Source organism: Micromonospora sp. DT41, from assembly GCF_049841715.1.
In the GTDB taxonomy this organism is placed as follows: domain Bacteria; phylum Actinomycetota; class Actinomycetes; order Mycobacteriales; family Micromonosporaceae; genus Micromonospora; species Micromonospora profundi.
Window position 1 is genome coordinate 268,476 of sequence record NZ_JBNCKU010000010.1, and the last position, 18,726, is coordinate 287,201.

The window sequence follows — 18,726 nt, forward strand, 5'->3', positions numbered from 1 at the left end:
CGGTCCCCGCACACTGGACGCGATGATGCGCCTTCCCGACCGGCTGCGCCGGCTGACCGGCCCGCAGCGTCCGCGCCCCGCGCGCACCGGCGACGCCTCCCCGCGTACACCCGAAGTGCCGGCCGGATCCGACGGCCGTCGCGGTCGGACGAGGCGGGCGCTCGGCGCGGCGCTCGCGGTTCTGCTTGTGTACGGCGTGCTTGTCGGCCCGGACCGGCTCAGTGAGCTGACTCCCGGCGCGTTCGTCCGCATCCCGCTGGAGGGGCTGCTCCTCGCCGCGCTGCTGCTGGCGTTGCCGGCGCGGCCCCGGCGGGCGGTGGTGGCCGTCGTCGGGCCGGTGCTCGGCCTGCTGGCCGTCGTGAAGCTGGCCGACCTGGGCTTCCGCACGGCCCTCGACAGGCCTTTCGACCTGGTGCTGGACTGGCTGCTGCTCGACGACGCGTTCGGTTTCGTCAGGGACTCGGCCGGTCGGGCCGGCGCCCTCGGCGCGGCGGTCGGCGTCGTGCTGGTGATCGTCGTGCTGCTGCTTGTGGTGACTGTGGCGCTGCGGCGGTTCGCGGCGCTGCTGGTGGGTCACGAGCGGGCGGCGACGCGGGTGGTGGCGGCGCTTACCGTCGCCTGGGTGGCCTGCGCCGTGGTCGGGGTGCGGATCGTGCCCGGCGTGCCGGTGGCCGACGCCGGTGCCACGGCGCTCGTCGGCGCGCACGCCGCCCGGGTGGACGACAGGTTGCGCGACAGTGGGCGGTTCACCGCGAAGATCGGCAGCGACCCGTTCCGGGAGGTACCGGGTGAGCAGTTGCTGACCGGGCTGCGCGGCAAGGACGTCATCCTCGCGTTCGTGGAGAGCTACGGGCGTGACGCGGTGGAGAACCCGGCGCTGGCTCCGCAGGTCAACGCGGTGCTTGACGCCGGTACCGAGGCGCTGCGCTCAGCCGGGTACGGCAGCCGCAGCGGCTTTCTCACCTCCCCGACGTTCGGCGGCGGCAGCTGGTTGGCGCACGACACCCTGCTGTCCGGGCTGTGGACGGACAACGAGCAGCGGCACCGCGCCCTGCTGTCCAGCGATCGGCTGACCCTCAACGGCGCGTTCCGTCGGGCCGGCTGGCAGACCGTCGGGGTGCTGCCGGCAGCCACCCAGCCGTGGCCGGAGCAGGGCTTCTTCTCCTACGACCGCTATTACGACGCCGAGGCGCTCGGCTACCGCGGTCCGAATTTCAGTTACGCCCCGATGCCCGACCAGTACACGCTGTCGTTCTTCCAGCGGCAGGTCCGCGCGGGGGCGGACCGTCCGATCATGGCGCAGATCCCGCTGATCTCCAGCCACTCACCGTGGACGGCGGTGCCTCAGATGATCGGCTGGGACCAGGTGGGGGACGGCTCGATCTACCACAATGACGCCGCCGCGGCCGACGACGGCGAGACCGACGACCGGGACACCGGGCGGGCTCGTGCCGGCTACCGGCAGGCCATCGCCTACTCGCTTCAGACGCTGATCTCCTACGTGCAGACGTACGGGGACGACGACCTGGTGCTCGTGTTTCTCGGCGACCACCAGCCCTCCCCTGTGGTGACCGGCGAAGGTGCGAGCCGGGACGTGCCGATCACCATCGTCGCCCGGGACCGGGCCGTGCTGGACCAGGTGGCGGGCTGGGGCTGGCAGGACGGGTTACGGCCCGGCCCGCAGGCTCCGGTGTGGCCGATGGACACCTTCCGCGACCGTTTCCTGACCACGTTCGGGACGTCGCCGCCGCCGCTCGCCGCGCCGCGCTGACCTGGACCGGACGCCCGGCAGGACTGTCGATGTGCCGTGGGTGCCCCTCCCCGCGCGGGGCGCGGTGTCACAGAAGGCGGCGGGTCGGTGTCTGATGCGGAGGCGTCCCGATCGAGGAGACAGGAGCCGCGCGTGACCAGCACGTCGGATGGGCAGTGTCCGGACCCGGCCGTCGAGGCGTTCGTCGACCACCGCAACCTGCTCTTCACTGTGGCGTACGAGATGCTCGGCTCGGCCGCCGACGCCGAGGACGTCCTCCAGGAGACGTGGCTGCGGTGGGCGGACGTCGACCTTTCCACGGTGCGGGACCAGCGCGCCTACCTCGTCCAGATCACCACGCGTCAGTCGCTCAACCGGCTGCGGACCCTCGGTCGGCGCCGGGAGTCCTACGTCGGCTCGTGGCTTCCCGAGCCGCTGCTGACCGCGCCCGACGTCGCCGAGGACGTCGAGTTGGCCGAGAGCGTCTCGATGGCGATGCTGCTGGTGCTGGAGACGCTGGGCCCCACCGAGCGGGCCGTGTTCCTGCTGCGCAAGGTGTTCGACCTTGCCTATGACGAGATCGCCGAAGCCGTCGACAGGAGTCCGGCGGCGGTCCGTCAGATCGCGCACCGGGCGCAGGCACATGTAGCGGCGCGTCGGCCGCGCGGGGTCGTCTCCCGGGCCGAGGCCCGACAGGCGGTCGAGGCGTTCCGCCGGGCGGTCGAGACAGGTGACCTGCAGGGGCTGCTCGACATCCTCGCACCGGACGTCGTGCTGATCGGCGACGGTGGTGGGATCCGGCAGGCGATCCCGCGGCCGATCACCGGAGCCGTCAAGGTGGCCCGCCTGCTGACCGCGAGGCCGGACCTGGTCGCCGACCTGTCGGCGGAGCCGGTCGAGGCCAACGGCTATCCGGCGTTGGTTCTGCGACTCGACGGCGAGATCGACGCGGTCGTCGCGCTGCGCATCGACGACGGGCTCATCACCGAGCTGTACGCCGTGCGCAATCCGGAGAAGCTCTCGCACATGCGGCAGGAGACGGACCTGCGCCGCTGATCAATGGAGCAGCCCCTCTGGACATTTACCTCAAATCCGCGAAAGGCATACAAATCGCCCATTAGGCTCCTCTGGCGCAACGAAGACCCGCGCGTAGCGCGAGGTGATCGCGAGGGTCGGACCGGAGGGGAACCGGTCCGGCCCTCGCGTGTGCGGCCAGCGCCCCGACCCGCGCTACCGCTTCTCGGCGGGGCGGGCGCGGACGTGCAGCCGCTCCCCCTGCGGCCCGAAGAGGATCAGGGCCTCGGCGGCGCCCGGGCCGGGATTGAGAATTCGGTGCGGGATCCGGGTGTCGAACTCGGCCACCTCCCCCTCGGTAAGCGTCAGGTCGTTCTCGCCGAGCAGCAGGAGCAACCGGCCGGAGAGCACGTAGAGCCACTCGTAGCCCTCGTGCGACTGCTGGGTCCGCTCCCCGGCTGTGCCTTCCGGCGGGAAGATCACTTTGAACGCCTGAACGCCACCTGGCCGGCGGGTCAGCGGCAGGAACGTGATGCCGTGCCGGACGATCGGCTTGGGGCGTACGCGGGGATCGCCGGCGACCGGGGAGTCCACCAGCTCGTCCAACGGCACCTGGTAGGCCCTGGCCAGCGGGAGCAGCAGCTCCAGGGTGGGCTTGCGATTTCCGGACTCCAGCCGGGACAGGGTGCTCACCGAGATGTCGGTCAGTTCGGCGAGCTGGGTCAGGGTCGTCCCGCGCTGCTGGCGCAGGGCGCGTAGCCGTGGGCCGACAGCAGCCAGCGCCACACTGTCCTCGTTTGCCATAACGGCAAGGATAGTTGCCGTCAGGCCGGTAGCGGCGGATGGTGGAGCTCAGCCGACAAGTAAGGGGAAAATCCGGTGAGCGAGACATATGACGTGGTGGTGGTGGGCGGCGGCGCCGCGGGGCTCAGCGGCGCGCTGTCGCTGAGCCGGGCGCGACGGTCGGTGCTGGTGATCGACGCGGGTGAGCCGCGCAACGCGCCGGCCGACCACATCCACAACTACCTGGGACGCGAGGGCACGCCGCCGGCCGAGCTGATCGCGGCCGGACGCGCCGAGGTGGCCAACTACGGCGGGCAGTTCCGCGCCGGACGGGTGGCGGCCGTCACCCGGGACGACGACGGGTTCCTGCTCCACCTCGACGGCGACGGCGACGGCGACGGCACGGTGCGTGCCCGCCGGCTGCTGGTGGCCACCGGGCTTGTCGACGAACTGCCCGACGTGCCCGGTGTGGCGCAGCGGTGGGGCCGTGACGTGCTGCACTGCCCGTACTGCCACGGCTGGGAGGTCCAGGACCGGCGGATCGGTGTGCTGGCGACCGGGCCGATGGCCGTGCACCAGGCCGAGATGTGGCGACAGTGGAGCGACCAGGTGCTGCTCCTGCTGCACGACGCGCCGGCACCCGACGAGGAGGCTGCCGAACGACTCGCCGCCCGGGGCATCGCCGTGGTGCCGGGGCCGGTCGCCGCGCTGGAGGTGACCGGCGACGCGCTCACCGGCGTACGCCTCGCCGACGGCCGGGTCGTGGCGCTGGACGCGGTAGTGGTCGCGCCCCGCACCGTCGCCCGCGCCGAGCCACTGGTCGAGCTGGGCCTGGCCCCCGAGGAGGTCACGGTCGGCGGGCATGTGATCGGCACCCAGATCCCGGCCGACGACGTCGGGGCGACGACGGTGCCGGGCGTGTGGGTCGCCGGCAACGTGGCCGACTTCCGAGGCCAGGTGATCACGTCCGCGGCGGCGGGCCTGATGGCCGGCGCGGCGATCAACGCGGACCTGATCGCCGAGGACACCCGTGACGCCGTCGCCGCGTACCGGCAGGTTGTCGCCACCGCCTTCGAAGAGCCGGCGTGGGAGGAGCGTTACCAGTCCAAGCCGGCGGTGTGGAGCGGCCGACCCAACCCGCAACTGGTCACCGAGGCCGCCGAGCTGACCCCCGGTCGGGCGCTTGACGTGGGCAGCGGGGAGGGCGCCGACGCGGTGTGGCTGGCCGAGCAGGGCTGGCAGGTGACGGCGGTCGACATCTCGACCACCGCCCTGACCCGGGCGGCCGAGCACGCCGAGGCCGTCGGCGTCGCGGACCGGATCGAGTTCACGCACGCCGACCTGCGCGAGAAGCCGCCGGCCGAGCAGGCGTACGACCTGGTGTCGGCGCAGTTCATGCACCTGCCCCCGGAGCCCCGGCAGGAGCTGTTCACCCGGCTCGCCGCCGCGGTGGCCCCCGGTGGCGTCCTGCTGATCGTCGGGCACCACCCGTCGGACCTGTGGACGCCGGGGCACCGCATGCACATGCCGGACATGATGTACACCGCCGAGGAGGTGGCAGCCGGGCTGGACCCGGCCGAGTGGGACGTCCGCACCGCCGAGGCCCGGCGTCGCCCCGGGCCGGAGCCGGACGTCACCTTCCACGACGCGGTCCTCGTGGCCCGCCGCCGCTGACCCATCCACCGAGGACGGGCAGCTTCGGAAACCGGGATCGGGGCAGGTCTTCGCACGGGGCGCGTACGGCGGTAGCGTTGCGCCACACTCGCGGCCGGGCCGGCGGTGCGCCGCCGGCCCGGCGCCCTTGATCGTACGGAGGATGGTGCATGTCCATCGGCGCTGAGCCGCTCGCAGCACGCGACGACGCGGCCTCTCGGCCGAGCTTCGAACTCGCCCTGCGCGGCTACGACAAACGCCAGGTCGACCGGCACCTGGAGCAGCTCGATGGTCAGATCGCGATGCTCAGCGGCGAGCACGGGCGATCCGCCGTGCGGGTCCGCGAACTGACCGCCGAGGTGCAGCGGCTGCGTGCCGAACTGGCCGAAGTGCACGAGCAGCCGGTGCAGGTGGACCGCGCCTCGTTCCAGGATCTGGGCCCGATGGTCGGTGAGATCCTGACCCTCGCCGAGAAGCAGGCCGCTCTCATCACCGAATCGGCCACCGACCGGGCGAACGAGCTGCGCACCGAGGCGGAGCGGATCCTCACCGACACCCGCGAACGGGCCGCGCAGGCACGCCAGGACCTGTCCGAGGAGGTGGCCGCGCGGCGCGCCGAGCAGGAGCAGGCGTACGAGGAGCGGCGCAGCGTCGCCGAGGCGGAGCTGACCACGATCCGGGAACGCGCGGAGCAACTGCGCGCCGACGGTGAGGCCGCGTACGAACGCGCGCAGCACGAGGCGAAGCGCATCACCGAACAGAGCGCGCAGCAACTCAACCAGACGCGGGTGGCCGCCGACGCCCTGATGAAGTCGGCGCGTACGCAGATCCAGCAGGAGATCCAGTCCGCTCGGGCCAAGAACCAGCAGGAGATGGCCCAGTGGCAGGCCGGTGTGGAACGTGAGGTCGCCGAACGGCGCAGCGCCGCCGAGCAGGAGATCGCCGAGCTGAAGGCCGCCGCCCAGGAGGAACTGGCCGAGCAGCGCAGCTCGACCGAGCAGCAGATCGCCTCGCTGCTGGCCGAGGCGCAGCAGCATGTGACCGAGCTGCGTAACCGCGCCGACGAGCAGGCCGCCAGCCACCGGGAGCAGCTCGCGGCGCTCCAGCAGGAGATCGAGGAACGCCAGCGGGAGTCGACCCAGCTGCACACCGAACTGGAGACCGCCGAGCAGCAACTCGCCGAGATCCGTGTCGAGGGCGAGACCCTGGAGAACGAGCTGTCCCGCATGCAGCAGCGGCTCGTCGAGGTGCGCCGGGACCTCACCGCCGAGGCGGCCCGGTTGGACGAGGCCCGCCGGGCCGGCGACTCCGCCGAGCGGCACGCCAAGGAGGTCCGCGCCCGGGTGCAGCGGGAGGCGAAGCGGGTGGCCGACCTGGCCGCCGCCGCAGTGATGGCCGCCGCTGCCGGCGGCACGGAGACCGCTGAGTACCCGATGGTCGGCGCCCGTCCCCACGCTGACCGGCCGGTTGCCGGTCAGCCGCTTGTCGAGCGGCTGGTTCCCGACCGTCCCTCGGTTGACCGGCCGGTGGTCGACCGCAACGGTGTCGACGTCGCCGACGGGTCGCACACCGACGGGGCAGGCGACGACCGGGCGCTGGCTGACCAGACCGGCGACGACCAGGATCGGAACGACCAGGATCGGAACGAGCAGCCCGCCGACTACCAGGAGCGGCCCGACGGGTCCGGTGGCGAGCGGGCGGACACGCCGACCGTCGAGGCGGCGTCGTCAACCGACCGTGCGCTCTCTGCCGAGGAGTCCGGTGGCGACGCCGACCGCTTCCCGGCCCGGCCCGACGCCGACCCGGTGCCGGTGCCGTTCCTGCCCTTCGGGCAGCCGGTGAGCGAGAACGGCGCCGGCCGGCACTGACCTCGACGACCGGCCGGCCCGGCTCACGCGGCGAATCGCGCGGAGTCGGGCCGCCGGCCACGTCAAGGCTGACGGTGGCTGTTCTAGCCGGCGTAGAGCAGCAGCAGACCGGCGACGGTGTAGGCGACCATCAGCGCCAGCAGTGGGAGTTGACCGGCCACCGCGCGGGCCCGGGGAAACAGGTACAGGGCTCGGTCGTGGGCGAGCAGCGTGCCGAGCAGGTGCCCGAGGATGATGACGGTGATCTGGAGACTTGCCACTCCGGACGGTGTGACAAGCCCGGTGTGCGGTTGCCAGCCCGCGGTGCCAAGCCAGTTCGCGCCGGTGTCCAGGGGGTCTGAGAGCAGCGCGACGGTGCGCTGGCCTTCGAGGATCAGCAGCGAGTAGTAGTGCGCCACCACGTACCCCACAGCGATCGGCACTATCGAGTGGGCGATCTCCCCGGGCGCCCGCCGGACCGACCCCGCACCCTCGGTCGAGACCGCGCCGTCAGTCGGGACCATGCCGCCGGGCTGACCGGTTTGCCCGATGCGGGCGGCGGCGGTCACGGCGGCGAGGTACGCGACGGCGACGACGCCGATTACCACGACCAGCCCGGCGGTGCCGGTGACCGCCGGAGGCAGGCCGTTCTCCTGGGAGAAACGCAGCCAGGCCGGGGCGTTGGAAAGACTGTCGAACATTGTCGAGCCGAGCAGCACGATCACCACGGCGACCAGCCCGGGGCGGGGCCGAAGCCCGGCGATGCCGTCCAGCGGATTGCGCCACACCAGCACGCCGTCGGCGGCCCGGCCGATCGGGGCGAGCCGGCCGACCAGCGCGCTGTAGACCTCGAACGGGTCGGCCCGGTCGAACCAACCCGCGCCGAACAGGGCCGCTCCGGCGAGCATGAGCACGGCGTACCCGGCGAGCCACGCGCCGATGACCGGCAGTGTGGCCCGGTCCGGGGCGACCAGTTCCAGCCAGACGAAGCCGAGCAGGGTGCCGGCGGCGGGCCACAGGCCCAGGCCGGGCGGCAGTTCGCGGATGCCACGCTCGGGGTCCCGCCGCACGGCAAGCGCGACGAGCAGGTGGACCATACGCAACGGGTTGACAGCTCGCCAGACCGGGCCGAACAGCAGCGAGACGGGCACCAGACCGACCCAGAGCAGCACGTAGAGCGCGCCGGCGCTCGGGTTGTCGGCCGTGTCCGGCCCGGCGAGCAGGCCCACGCAGAACCAGGCGGCGGCGAGCAGCCCCAGCCCGCGCAGCACCACCCGGAACGCGGGTGCGTCGACGAGGCGGGTCAGCCAACCCGGCACCGGCCGGCCGCCGATCGCGTCCCGGTCCAGGCGGGGCTCGCGCCAGAGCACGCCCAGCGCGACGAACGTGACGACAAGCGTCAGGGCTGCGGCGACGACGAGCTGCCCCAGCGTGATGGGCAGGTCCTGACGGCCGCCGACGCCGTGCGCCAGCAGCGTGGGAGCGCCGCCCACCCTGCTCAGCGCACGACGAGCTGGAACAGCACCAGCTCGCTGTCGTGCGTCTCCACCTCGAACAGGCCGGTCTTGTCGGCGCGGAACTCCACCGAGCCCGCAACGCCGGCCGGCAGTCGGGCGCCCAGGTCGTACCCGTGCACGTGCAGTTCGTCGTCGACGTCCGAGGTGACGGTGATCCGGACCGACTCGCCCTTGCCCACCGTTACCCGGCCGGTCGGCGGGTCGACCCGCCGCTTGGCGATGGTCACGGTGATCTCCCGGTCGACAGCTGGTGTGCTGGGGCTGGCGCTGGGAGTGGGGCTGCCCGCCGCCGTCGGGGTGGTTGTCGGTGCGGCGGCGGACGTCGGTGCCGCCGAAGGTGCGGCCACTGACGGGTCGTCGTCGTCCTGCCCGCAACCCGTGACGAGCAGCGCGGTGAGCAGGCCGGTGGCGAGGAGTGCGGGAAGGCGGGAACCGGGTGCGCGAACCAACACGGGCGGACTCCGAACGACGCTGGGGACGGGGTGGAGATGATCGTCGGGAGGTGAACTCTACGTCTTGTTCGGCACCGGGGAAATGACATGATGAACGAATGCGATCGAGGCCCGCCACTTTCTGCCACGTCCTGAGCCGCGCCTCGGCGGCGCTGGTCGCGATGCTTGTGGCGACGCTGCTGTGGCCCGCCTCCGCGGCTTCCGCCCACGGCCAGTTGGCCACCTCCACCCCGTTGACCGGCACCGTGGTCCGGGAGCCGCTGGCCCAGCTCGGGTTGTACTTCACCGAGAAGCCTGCCGACAACGCCCACTTCACCGTCACCGGCCCGAACGGCACGCGGGTGGACAACGGCTGGTCGAACGGCGAGCCGAAGCGCCTGGACAAGCCGGTCCAGGAGTACGTCATGGTCGACGGCGTCTTCGAACCGCGGCTCTACCACACGGGCTTTCCGGCAATGGTGGCTGTCGCGCACTGGCCGGCGAAAGGTAAGTACACGGCGAGTTACCTCTCGGTCGCCTCGGACGGCGAGGCGGTGCGGGGCGCCGTGACGTTCGACTACCAGGGTCCGAGCACGGCGCCGCCGGCCGGCTGGACACCCCCGACCGACGAACCGGCCCCCGCCCTGCTCGCACAGCTCGAAGGTCATTCGTCGGCGTCCGCCGTGCCGGCCGCGACCGCCGCCGCTGCCACAGCGGCGGCGCAACCGGAGGCGTCCGAGCCGGACGGCGGGCTTGCGCCCTGGCTGGTGCCCGCCGCTGTCGTGGTGGCCGTCGGCGCGATCATCGTCGTGGCAGCCCGCCGCAAGCCGGCGTCACCTCGACCCGGCGCAGACCGCCCGCGCGCGGCGACGAAGCGCACGCCGTCGCGGTCCGGCAGCGCGCCCCGACAGCGCCCGGGTGGGAGCCGCAAGCCGGCCCGCGGCGGCCGCCCCCGGGGCTGAACAGCCCGCGTCCCGCACCGTCACCCAACGGACGAAGCGGGCTGCCGACCGCCGGATGACATGATGTGCCGACAACAGCTCTCGCAACGAGGAAGGTGCTGCTGTCTCATGGCGCACTTCGAGGCCGACCGGCGGGAGACCCGCACCGCGGCCGAGCAGTCCGCACCCCCGATCGTCGACAGCATGACGTACGAGATGGCGACCGACCTGCGGGCGTTGCGCTCGTTCGTCCACGCCGAGGCGCTGGCGCGAGGGCTGTCGCCGCAGCGGGTGGAGCTGCTGACGCTTGCGGTGAGCGAGTTGGCAACGAACACGTTGCAGCACACGACCGGTGGGGGCCGGGTGCGGCTCTGGGCAGAGGAGGGCCACCTGTTCTGCGACGTGGTCGACCAGGGGCCGGTACGAACGTTCGGTCGGGGCATGCCGGCCGCCGACGCGGTACGGGGCCGAGGGCTTGCCATCGTCGAGCAGGTCTGCGACGAGGTGGCCGTGCTCAGCGACCCCGACGGAACAGTGGTACGGATCCGGCTGGGCATCTGAGCCGGCCGAGGGGCGGCACGCGTACGACAAGAGGTGCGGGTTCGGCGGCGATGCGTCCGCGTACGGGCCGCGCCGGCTGCCACAATGCGGTCAGCCCGGACGGCGGCGCCGGGACGGAGACCCGGAGGACTGCAGCATGCCGGACAGCGAACGCGAGGCGGAACTGCTCGACGCCGAGCGCACACTGCAGGCCGCGCAGCGGGCCGGCGACGTCGCCGCCCTGGATCAGCTGCTCATGGACCAGCTGATCGCTGTGGGTCCCGACGGTAGCCAGTACACCAAGTCGGAGGACCTGGCCACGCACCGGGACCGCACCTCGGTCATCGAGGAGCTGGTCGAGGAGAGGTTGGATCTGCTCGTCGTCGGGTCGACCGGTGTGACGTTCTTCCTCGGCCGGGTGGCCGGGGCGCTCGACGGTGAGCCGTTCGCGGCGCGTCTGCGCTACACCCGGACGTGGGTCCACGACGACCCGCACGGTTGGCGCGTTCTCGCCGCCCACATCGGCATCGTCTGACCCGGCCGGTGGGCGTGAAGGGCTAGGACGCAGGCGCCCGTTCGACGGTGGCGACGGTCGGCCCGACGCGCAGCACGCCGTCGTTGAGAGGTGTGCAGCGGACGCCGCCGGTGGTGCGCAGCGCCTTCCACGCCCCGGGGCCGACAGTCACGTCCATCCACGCGCACGGGCGGGCGGCTCGGTTGACCCGCAGGCTGACCGGGCCGTCGCCGGAGTCGAGGACGAGCACCTTCCCGATCAGCTCGTCCACAGCGAGCCCCGTGGTGAGGATGTTGCGCCGCACCTGTGCCAGGCCGGTGCCGGCGGGCAGGGACTCCTGGGCGATGACAGTCACGCTGGCGTCGCGGTGTGCCGGCTTGCCGAAGTAGCGGTCGCCGACGATGCCGAGGCCGGCCCGGATCTGGACGACGTCGACCAGTTCGCCGGGTGGCGCCGGGGCCGGGCCGTCGGCGGGCCGGCCCAGGAAGCGGTGCACCGGTGAGGCCAGCAACTCGACGATCCGCGACATGGCCCGAATTCTACGAACCGGACCTCGTGTCCCGGGTCGGCTCGAGGTTCGCCGCCGTCTCAGACCGCCAGGGCTGCCCGGACCTCCCGTTCCGCCGTCGCGCCGCCGTCGCCGCGCGAGGTCACCCGGCCGGATTCCAGCACGTGGTAGCGGCTCGCCACCCGCAACGCGAAACCCAGGTGCTGCTCGACGAGGAGCACGCTGAACCCGGGTTGCCGGGTCAGTTCGACGATCCGTTCCTGGATCTCCGCGACGACCGACGGCTGGATGCCCTCGGTCGGCTCGTCGAGCATCAGCAGCCGCGGCCGGGTGATCAGAGCGCGGGCGATCGCCAGTTGCTGGCGTTGACCGCCGGAGAGCAGCCCGGCCCGTCGACGCAGCAGCGGACGCAGCGCCGGGAACAGGTCCAGCACCTCCGCCGTGGCCACGGCCCCGTCGCGCCGGCCGTCGGCGACCAGGCGCAGGTTCTCCGCCGCCGTCAGGTGCGGGAAGCACTGCTGGCCCTGCGGGACGTACGCCATCCCGCGCGCCACCCGCTCGTGCGGCCCGAGGCGGGTGACGTCCTCGCCGTCCAGCTCGACAGTGCCGGCGCTCGGACGCAGCAGGCCGGCGGCGACCCGCAGCAGCGTGCTCTTTCCGGCGCCGTTGTGCCCGAGCACCACGGCCACCCCGTCGGGCGGGACGGCGAGGTCGACTCCGTGCAGCACCCGACTGCGCCCGTATCCGGCGTGCACCCCGCGCAGGGTAAGCATCATGCCTCCAGACCGCTGGGGGCCGACCCGGCGTCGACCGGGTGGCCGAGGTAGACCTCCTGTACGCGCGGGTCCGCCTGGACCTGCGCCACGGTGCCCTCGCTGAGCACCCTTCCGGCGTGCAGCACTGTGACGCTGCGGGCGAACCGGCGCAGGAAGTCCATGTCATGCTCGATCACGACGACAGTGCGGTCCCGGCTCACCGTCTCCAGCAGGGCGCCGGTGGCGTCGCGTTCCTCGTGGCTCATCCCGGCGACCGGCTCGTCGAGCAGCAGCAGCCGCGCGTCCTGCACCAGCAGCATGCCGATCTCCAGCCACTGCTTCTGGCCGTGCGCGAGCGTCCCGGCGAGCTGGTCGGCCCGCCCGGTCAGTCCGATCGTGTCCAGCGCGGCGGCAACCTCGCCGGGGATGCCACGGCGGCGACGGGCAAGTGTCGCCCAGCTACGCCGGGCGCCGGCGGCGATGTCGAGATTCTGCACCACCGTCAGCTCCTCGAAGACCGTCGAGGTCTGGAAGGTCCGTCCGATGCCCAACCGGCTGATCTTGTGCACCGGGCGGCCGAGCAGCTCCTGGTCGCCGAACCGGACCGAGCCGGTGGCCCGCACCAGGCCGGTGACCGCGTCCACGAGAGTGGTCTTGCCGGCGCCGTTGGGCCCGATGAGGAACCGGATGTCACCGGCGGGCACCTCCAGCGAGACACCGTCGACCGCCGTGAACCCGTCGAAGCTGGCCCGTAGGTCACGGACGGACAACCCGTCCAGCCGCTCGCCGCTCATGCTGTGCCGGCTGGGCACGCCCTCACGGCCCTCGCTGCGCTCGGTGCGTTCGCTCATGGCACCGGCACCTCCGTCCGCTCCGCCCGCCGCCGGCCCGGCGGCGACCATCCGCGTCGGCGCGGTTCCGCGCTGTCGTCGCGGCGGCGGGCCAGCGCCCACAGCGACGCCAGGCCGCCGGGAAGGAACGCGACAACCACCACGAACAGCAGCCCCTGCAGGTACGTCCAGGTGCCGGGGAACCGCTCGGAGAGGGCGGTACGCGCCCAGGCCACAGCGACCGCGCCGAGAACCGGGCCGAGCAGGGTGGCCCGGCCACCCACGGCGACCCCGATGACGAACTCGATCGACGGAACGATGCCGATCAGCGCCGGCGAGATGATGCCGACCGCCGGCACGAACAGCGCCCCGGCCAGCCCTGCCATGCCGGCGGCCACCACGTACGCGACGAGCTTGACCGACGCCGGGTCGTAGCCGAGGAAACGGACGCGTTCCTCGCCGTCGCGGACCGCCACCAGCAGCTCGCCGTAGCGGCTGTGGATGAGCTGGCGGGCCAGCGCGAGCAGCGCCAGCAGGACACCGGCGATGATGAAGTAGACCATCCGCTGGTTTACCGGGTCGTCCAGGTCGTAGCCGAAGAAGCCCTCGATGTCGGTGAGCCCGTTGGTGCCACCCGTGGTGCCCTGCTGGCCGATCAGCAGGATCACCATTGCGGCGGCGAGGGCCTGGCTGAGGATGGCGAAGTACGCGCCCCGTACGCGGCGGCGGAACACCAGCGAGCCGAGCCCGAACGCGACAGCCATCGGCAGCAGCACCGTGGCGGGCAGCGCGAACCACGGGCTGGCGAAGGGCCGCCACCACATCGGCAGTTCGTCGAGCTGCCCGTACAGCTGCATGAAGTCGGGCATCCCGCCCGGACCCGCGTCGGCGAGCTTGAGATGCATGGCCATCGCGTAGCCACCGAGGCCGAAGAAGACGCCCTGGCCGAGGGTGAGCATCCCGCCCCGGCCCCAGGCGATCCCGATGCCTACCGCGACCATTGCCACGCAGAGGTACTTGGCGAGCAGCGACAACCGGAAGTCCGACAGCACCAGCGGCGCCACGGCGAACAGCAGCGCCGCGCCGAACGCGAAGCCCGCCGCCGCCCGCAGCCGCGACCGGCCCTCCGGCGGGTTCGGCGGTACGGCGCCGGCAGGTGCCGGTTGCACTGCGGTGTCCGGTCGGGCGGGTGTCACGGCGGTCATGCGAGGCTCCTGGTCCGCAGGGTGAACAGTCCCTGTGGTCGCCACTGGAGGAACGCGACGATCGCCACGAACACGATCACCTTGGCGACGCTGAGGGTGGTCAGGTACTCCCCCGTGGCCTGGAGCACGCCGAGGGCGAAGGCGACGATCACGGTGCCCTTGAGCTGACCGATCCCGCCGACCACGACGACCAGGAAGGCGTCGATGATCAGGTTGGTGCCCATCGTCGGGCCGATCGGGCCGAGCAGGGTGAGCGCCACACCGGCGAGCCCGGCCAGGCCGGAGCCGATGAAGAAGGTCGTCCGGTCGACCCGGGCGGTGGAGATGCCCGAGACGGCGGCGAGGTCGCGGTTCTGCACGACGGCGCGGATCCGGCGGCCGAGCGGCGTGAGCCGCAGCGCCAGGGTGAGCGCCGCGACGGCGGCCAGCGCCAGGGCGAGGATGAACAGGCGGTTGTTGGCGACGGTCAGGCCGCCGGGCAGCGCCACGTTGCCGGTGAGCAGCTCCGGCGCGCGGGTCTGCACGTTCGGGCTGCCGAAGACGTCACGGGCCAACTGTTGCAGCATCAGCGACACGCCCCAGGTGACCAGCAGAGTGTCCAGCGGCCGGGCGTAGAGCCTGCGGATCAGCAGGACCTCCAGCAGCGCACCCATCGTGCCGGCCACCACGAACGCCACCGGCAACGCGACAAGCAGCGACATTCCGGCGCCGGTGATGCTCTGTTGCAGGACGTACGTGGTGTAGGCGCCGGCCATGATGAACTCGCCGTGCGCCATGTTGATCACGTTCATCTGCCCGAACGTCAGCGCCAGACCGAGCGCGATGAGCAGCAGCACCGCGCCGATGCTGATGCCTGTGAAGAGTTGACCGAAGAGGACTGTCACGGTGCGTACTCCGAACTGCTTGTCGGGTGGCCCGGGCGGGTCGCGCGGCAACACGGCCCGCCCGGGCCGGCATCGTCAGCTCAGGCCGCTCGCCCACGGGTAGCTCTTGAGGTACGGGTCCGGCTCGATCGGCTTGCCGGAGTTCCACACCTCGGTGATCAGACCGTCGGCCCCGACTTTGCCGATCCGGGCGGTCTTCGCGATGTGCTGCGTCTCCCCGTCGACGGTGACCAGACCCTCGGGCGCGTCGAAGGTGATCCCGTCGGAGGCAGCACGGACCTTCTCCACGTCGAACGCGCCGGCCTTCTCGACCATCGCCTTCCACAGGTACACCCCGACGTACGCGGCCTCCATCGGGTCGCTTGTCGGCTTGTCCGCGCCGTACTTCGCCTTGTAGGCGGCCACGAACTTCGCGTTCGCCGCGCCGGGCGTGGTCTGGTAGTAGTTCCAGGCGGTCAACTGACCTTCGAGGTACTGCGTGCCGATGCCCTTGACCTCCTCCTCGGCGATCGACACCGACACCACCGGCATCGCGGCAGCGGTCAGTCCGGCCGACTTGTACTCCTTGAAGAAGGCCACATTGCTGTCGCCGTTGAGGGTGTTGAACACGGCGGCGGCACCGGAGGACTTGACCTTGTTGACGATCGTGCCGAACTCGGTCGAGCCCAGCGGGGCGTAATCCTCGCCCAGCACGTTCATCCCGTTCGCCGTCGCGTACGCCTTGATGATTTTGTTTGCCGTACGCGGAAAGACGTAGTCGCTGCCGACCAGGTAGACCGATTTGACGCCCTGCGCCTTGAGGTAGTCGAGGCCGGGAACGATCTGCTGGTTCGTCGTCGCACCGGTGTAGAAGATGTACGGCGACTGCTCCAGTCCCTCGTACTGCACCGGATAGAACAGCAGCGCCTTGTTCTTCTCGAACACCGGTTTGACCGCCTTGCGGCTGGCCGACGTCCAGCAGCCGAAGACGGCGGCGACGCGATCCTCGGAGATGAGTTTCTCGGCCTTTTCAGCGAAGGTGGGCCAGTCCGATCCGCCGTCCTCGCCGACCGGCTGGATCTTCTTGCCGAGGACGCCGCCGGCGGCGTTGATCTCCTCGACGGCGAGCATGATGGAGTCGCGGACGGTGACCTCGCTGATCGCCATGGTCCCGGACAGCGAGTTGAGCAGGCCCACCTTGACGGTGTCGCCGGAGATGTCAGCGCTGACGCCGGCCGCGCCGCCCTCGTCGCTGGTCTTGCTGCCGCACGCGGTCATCGCGGCCGCGGCGACCAGGGTCATGGCACCCGCCAGGATGCGGCGGCCCCGGAATAGTGACATCAATTCTCCCCTGCGGTGCACGTGAAGTGGCGAATGGACGTTCGGCGCCATCGACCGGGCGGTCGTGGCTGCGTCGATGTCGTGCCTGACGGTGCGGTGCGGTCCGTGGAGCTGAGGCGGGCGATGTCTGGTGCGGCGGGTGGACGTCGACCGGGCATCGGCTCGGATATGGGCACCGAAAGCGTCGACCGGCATCATTGCGTCAAGGTTTCCCAGTCCTTAATTGACTGTTTCCGCGCCACCGCTCGACGGATACGCGAAAACGGACCGCCACCGCGCTGAATAGCGATGTCGGCCCGTCAAAGGAATCTGCGGATCAGTGCGACCACAATGGTCGGCGGGCGATTCCGCCGGCGGTGGGCGCACATTTGTGGGGTCCGGCCCGCAAGCCAGATCCTTCACACAGGAAGCATCTTAGGGCCGTGCCGGGTGCCGCTGTCAAGCACCGGCGCCGCGCTGGTGCGATCGTCAGGCGCCGATCGTCGCCGACCGGGTGCTGCACCGGTCAGAGCTGGGCGAGCACCGTGAAGTCGAGCCCGTCTGCCTCGGCCAGGTAGATCCGCTGCCGCACGTGCCGTTGCCGCAGCCGCAGCCGCCCACGCGGCCCGTGGTACGCCACGTCGTCGGCCGCCGTCTCTATCGCCCGCACGTCGAGGGTCCGTGCCTGTCCGATGAGGGCGGCCAGCAGCATCACACCCTCGTAACAGGACTCTCCCAGGCTGCCCAGCGGCGGCGCCTCCACCCCGAACCGACGGGCGAACTCCCCGTGGAAGTCGAGGTTCTCCTGGGTCACCAGGCCGGCGAAGAAGCCCGCCGTGCTGTATAGCCGCCGAGTCGCACCGGCACCGCTGGCCAGCAGCATGTTCTCGTCCATGAGGGTGCTCAGGCGCAGGCAGCGCTGGTCCAGACCGGACCGGGCGAACGCCCTGTTGAAACGAACCGCGTCGGCGCCGACGAGAAGCATCAGCACCGCGTCGGCGTCGCTGTGCTCGATGCGGCGCAGCACCTCGTCGAAGTCGTGCGTCTCCAGCGGCAGGAAACCCAGTCCCACCACCTGACCACCACCTCGCAGCGCGTACCGCTGGGCCGCCCGCGCGGTACGCCGGGGCCACACGTAGTCGTTGCCCACCACGAACCAGCGGCGTACGCCCTGCTCCCCTGCGAGCAACCGCATGGCCGGCCACAGTTGGGCGTCCGGCGTCTCACTGGTGAGGAAGACCCCTTCGGTACGCTCACCGCCCTCGTACAGGGCTGTGTAGACGTACGGCACCCGGTGCGCGACCCTGGGCGCCAGCGCCTGGCGCACCGACGAGATGTGCCATCCGGTCACGCCCTGCACGGCACCGACCGACACGAGCGCCTCGACCTCGGCGGCCACCTGGACGGGCGGGGCGCCGCCGTCGACCGGAACGAGCCGCACCTCCCGGCCCAGCACCCCGCCACACCTGTTGATCTCCTCGACCGCCAGTTGGGCGCAGAGTTCACAGGTCGGGCCGAACATTCCCGCCGGCCCACGCATCGGGTACACCAGCGCGATGCTGACCACGGCCGAATCGACGGTGAGCCACGGCGCTGCCGGCGCGGACATGAGCACATGATTGCCCGGCCCTGGTCGGAAGACCAGACCTCACCACTGACCGGGACGACTCGGTAGCATGGCAGGGCCACCGGACCAGGGAGATCCATGTCAGACGTGCCCGGGGCGCCAGCCGACCTGCTGCGCTCGCTCACTCGCGCCGAACGGCTGCTCTCCCGCCGGTTGGGCGCCGTCCTGGCCGAAGACGGGCTGACCATCGAGGCGTGGCGGGTGCTCTGCCTGCTCGCCGACGGTCAGGGCCACCCGATGAGCGAGGTGTCCGCCGAGGCGTTCCTGCCGCCCGGCACCCTCACCAAGCTTGTCGATCAACTCGTCGACCGTAACCTCGTCTTCCGCCGCGTAGACGTGCTGGACCGCCGGCGGATCCGCGCGTACCTGACGGCCCGGGGCCGCCGCGAGCACGAGCGCATCGACCAGCAGATCCGGGCCAACCTCGCCGAGGTGGGCCTCCGGGACGCCACCGACCTGGCCGACCTGACCGACCAGCTCGCCACCCTGGTCGACCGTCTCGACCCGGCCTCCCGCCACGACCACAACCACAACCGCGACCACAACCACGACCGCGCGACCGCAGCGGGCCTGCACCGCTGACCTCCGCCTCCGCCCGGATGCCTGTACCCACACCGGCGGATACCCG

At 71.7% G+C, this 18,726-nt stretch carries 17 protein-coding genes and 1 pseudogene; 8 read left to right on the top strand and 10 right to left on the bottom strand.

What is annotated here, in order from left to right; translation table 11 throughout:
• Window positions 1-106: 106 nt before the first annotated feature.
• A pseudogene (locus tag ACLQ23_RS20600) lies at window positions 107-1,771 on the top strand (sulfatase-like hydrolase/transferase); the annotation flags it as partial.
• A gap of 132 nt (window positions 1,772-1,903) precedes the next feature.
• Complete coding sequence (locus ACLQ23_RS20605; protein WP_355589003.1) at window positions 1,904-2,806, top strand: RNA polymerase sigma-70 factor; 903 nt, start codon at window positions 1,904-1,906, stop codon at window positions 2,804-2,806.
• A 174-nt stretch (window positions 2,807-2,980) separates the two neighbouring features.
• On the opposite strand, the gene ACLQ23_RS20610 is transcribed toward ACLQ23_RS20605, so the two are convergent.
• Window positions 2,981-3,568: a helix-turn-helix domain-containing protein gene (locus ACLQ23_RS20610; RefSeq protein ID WP_355589001.1), complete on the bottom strand. Its 588-nt coding sequence runs from the start codon at window positions 3,566-3,568 to the stop codon at window positions 2,981-2,983.
• A gap of 75 nt (window positions 3,569-3,643) precedes the next feature.
• On the opposite strand from ACLQ23_RS20610, the gene ACLQ23_RS20615 reads away from it, so the two are divergent.
• The gene (locus ACLQ23_RS20615) at window positions 3,644-5,221 is read left to right on the top strand and encodes a bifunctional NAD(P)/FAD-dependent oxidoreductase/class I SAM-dependent methyltransferase (RefSeq protein ID WP_355632891.1); all 1,578 of its coding nucleotides are present in this window, start codon (window positions 3,644-3,646) and stop codon (window positions 5,219-5,221) included.
• A 149-nt stretch (window positions 5,222-5,370) separates the two neighbouring features.
• On the top strand, window positions 5,371-7,068 hold the full coding sequence (locus tag ACLQ23_RS20620) for a hypothetical protein (protein WP_355588997.1): 1,698 nt from the start codon (window positions 5,371-5,373) through the stop codon (window positions 7,066-7,068).
• Between the two features lie 83 nt (window positions 7,069-7,151).
• On the opposite strand, the gene ACLQ23_RS20625 is transcribed toward ACLQ23_RS20620, so the two are convergent.
• Together ACLQ23_RS20625 and ACLQ23_RS20630 are read right to left on the bottom strand one after the other, a co-directional pair.
• Entirely contained in the window at window positions 7,152-8,540 is a 1,389-nt protein-coding gene (locus ACLQ23_RS20625) for a hypothetical protein (RefSeq protein WP_355633151.1), read from the bottom strand.
• A 5-nt stretch (window positions 8,541-8,545) separates the two neighbouring features.
• Window positions 8,546-9,016: a hypothetical protein gene (locus tag ACLQ23_RS20630; protein ID WP_355588993.1), complete on the bottom strand. Its 471-nt coding sequence runs from the start codon at window positions 9,014-9,016 to the stop codon at window positions 8,546-8,548.
• 98 nt (window positions 9,017-9,114) lie between these two features.
• On the opposite strand from ACLQ23_RS20630, the gene ACLQ23_RS20635 reads away from it, so the two are divergent.
• The 3 genes from ACLQ23_RS20635 (at window position 9,115) to ACLQ23_RS20645 (ending at window position 11,011) form a co-directional block, all read left to right on the top strand.
• Window positions 9,115-9,957: a copper resistance CopC family protein gene (locus ACLQ23_RS20635; RefSeq protein WP_425880943.1), complete on the top strand. Its 843-nt coding sequence runs from the start codon at window positions 9,115-9,117 to the stop codon at window positions 9,955-9,957.
• Window positions 9,958-10,065: 108 nt separating this feature from the next.
• Entirely contained in the window at window positions 10,066-10,497 is a 432-nt protein-coding gene (locus tag ACLQ23_RS20640; RefSeq protein ID WP_355632906.1) for an ATP-binding protein, read from the top strand.
• A gap of 136 nt (window positions 10,498-10,633) precedes the next feature.
• Complete coding sequence (locus ACLQ23_RS20645) at window positions 10,634-11,011, top strand: nuclear transport factor 2 family protein (protein ID WP_355632909.1); 378 nt, start codon at window positions 10,634-10,636, stop codon at window positions 11,009-11,011.
• A 22-nt stretch (window positions 11,012-11,033) separates the two neighbouring features.
• Here ACLQ23_RS20645 and ACLQ23_RS20650 read toward each other — a convergent pair whose 3' ends face one another.
• The 7 genes from ACLQ23_RS20650 to ACLQ23_RS20680 all read right to left on the bottom strand — a co-directional run bounded on the left by ACLQ23_RS20650 (window position 11,034) and on the right by ACLQ23_RS20680 (window position 18,080).
• Complete coding sequence (locus tag ACLQ23_RS20650; protein WP_355588985.1) at window positions 11,034-11,519, bottom strand: molybdenum cofactor biosysynthesis protein; 486 nt, start codon at window positions 11,517-11,519, stop codon at window positions 11,034-11,036.
• Window positions 11,520-11,578: 59 nt separating this feature from the next.
• The gene (urtE, locus tag ACLQ23_RS20655; RefSeq protein WP_355632912.1) at window positions 11,579-12,274 is read right to left on the bottom strand and encodes an urea ABC transporter ATP-binding subunit UrtE; all 696 of its coding nucleotides are present in this window, start codon (window positions 12,272-12,274) and stop codon (window positions 11,579-11,581) included.
• The gene (gene urtD / locus ACLQ23_RS20660; protein WP_355632915.1) at window positions 12,271-13,104 is read right to left on the bottom strand and encodes an urea ABC transporter ATP-binding protein UrtD; all 834 of its coding nucleotides are present in this window, start codon (window positions 13,102-13,104) and stop codon (window positions 12,271-12,273) included. The genes urtE and urtD overlap by 4 nt, the downstream gene beginning before the upstream one ends.
• Entirely contained in the window at window positions 13,101-14,288 is a 1,188-nt protein-coding gene (gene urtC, locus ACLQ23_RS20665) for an urea ABC transporter permease subunit UrtC (protein WP_355632918.1), read from the bottom strand. The genes urtD and urtC overlap by 4 nt, the downstream gene beginning before the upstream one ends.
• Entirely contained in the window at window positions 14,285-15,172 is an 888-nt protein-coding gene (gene urtB, locus ACLQ23_RS20670; protein WP_355632921.1) for an urea ABC transporter permease subunit UrtB, read from the bottom strand. The genes urtC and urtB overlap by 4 nt, the downstream gene beginning before the upstream one ends.
• 75 nt (window positions 15,173-15,247) lie before the next feature.
• Window positions 15,248-16,492, bottom strand: coding sequence for an urea ABC transporter substrate-binding protein (gene urtA, locus ACLQ23_RS20675; protein ID WP_082377684.1), 1,245 nt, complete (start codon window positions 16,490-16,492; stop codon window positions 15,248-15,250).
• Between the two features lie 505 nt (window positions 16,493-16,997).
• Entirely contained in the window at window positions 16,998-18,080 is a 1,083-nt protein-coding gene (locus tag ACLQ23_RS20680) for a substrate-binding domain-containing protein (RefSeq protein ID WP_053660032.1), read from the bottom strand.
• A gap of 96 nt (window positions 18,081-18,176) precedes the next feature.
• Between ACLQ23_RS20680 and ACLQ23_RS20685 the strand changes: the two genes are divergently transcribed.
• Window positions 18,177-18,680 (top strand): MarR family winged helix-turn-helix transcriptional regulator, encoded by a 504-nt coding sequence (locus ACLQ23_RS20685; protein ID WP_082377662.1) that lies wholly within the window; start codon window positions 18,177-18,179, stop codon window positions 18,678-18,680.
• Window positions 18,681-18,726: the final 46 nt, after the last annotated feature.

What these genes read in the sequence shown, in the direction of transcription:
- ACLQ23_RS20610 (WP_355589001.1), bottom strand. Translation starts at nt 3,568, where the DNA reads ATGGCAAACGAGGACAGTGTGGCGCTGGCTGCTGTCGGCCCACGGCTA.
- ACLQ23_RS20620 (WP_355588997.1), top strand. Translation starts at nt 5,371, where the DNA reads ATGTCCATCGGCGCTGAGCCGCTCGCAGCACGCGACGACGCGGCCTCT.
- ACLQ23_RS20635 (WP_425880943.1), top strand. Translation starts at nt 9,115, where the DNA reads ATGCGATCGAGGCCCGCCACTTTCTGCCACGTCCTGAGCCGCGCCTCG.
- ACLQ23_RS20640 (WP_355632906.1), top strand. Translation starts at nt 10,066, where the DNA reads ATGGCGCACTTCGAGGCCGACCGGCGGGAGACCCGCACCGCGGCCGAG.
- ACLQ23_RS20645 (WP_355632909.1), top strand. Translation starts at nt 10,634, where the DNA reads ATGCCGGACAGCGAACGCGAGGCGGAACTGCTCGACGCCGAGCGCACA.
- ACLQ23_RS20650 (WP_355588985.1), bottom strand. Translation starts at nt 11,519, where the DNA reads ATGTCGCGGATCGTCGAGTTGCTGGCCTCACCGGTGCACCGCTTCCTG.
- urtE (WP_355632912.1), bottom strand. Translation starts at nt 12,274, where the DNA reads ATGATGCTTACCCTGCGCGGGGTGCACGCCGGATACGGGCGCAGTCGG.
- urtD (WP_355632915.1), bottom strand. Translation starts at nt 13,104, where the DNA reads ATGAGCGAACGCACCGAGCGCAGCGAGGGCCGTGAGGGCGTGCCCAGC.
- urtC (WP_355632918.1), bottom strand. Translation starts at nt 14,288, where the DNA reads ATGACCGCCGTGACACCCGCCCGACCGGACACCGCAGTGCAACCGGCA.
- urtA (WP_082377684.1), bottom strand. Translation starts at nt 16,492, where the DNA reads ATGTCACTATTCCGGGGCCGCCGCATCCTGGCGGGTGCCATGACCCTG.
- ACLQ23_RS20680 (WP_053660032.1), bottom strand. Translation starts at nt 18,080, where the DNA reads ATGTCCGCGCCGGCAGCGCCGTGGCTCACCGTCGATTCGGCCGTGGTC.
- ACLQ23_RS20685 (WP_082377662.1), top strand. Translation starts at nt 18,177, where the DNA reads ATGTCAGACGTGCCCGGGGCGCCAGCCGACCTGCTGCGCTCGCTCACT.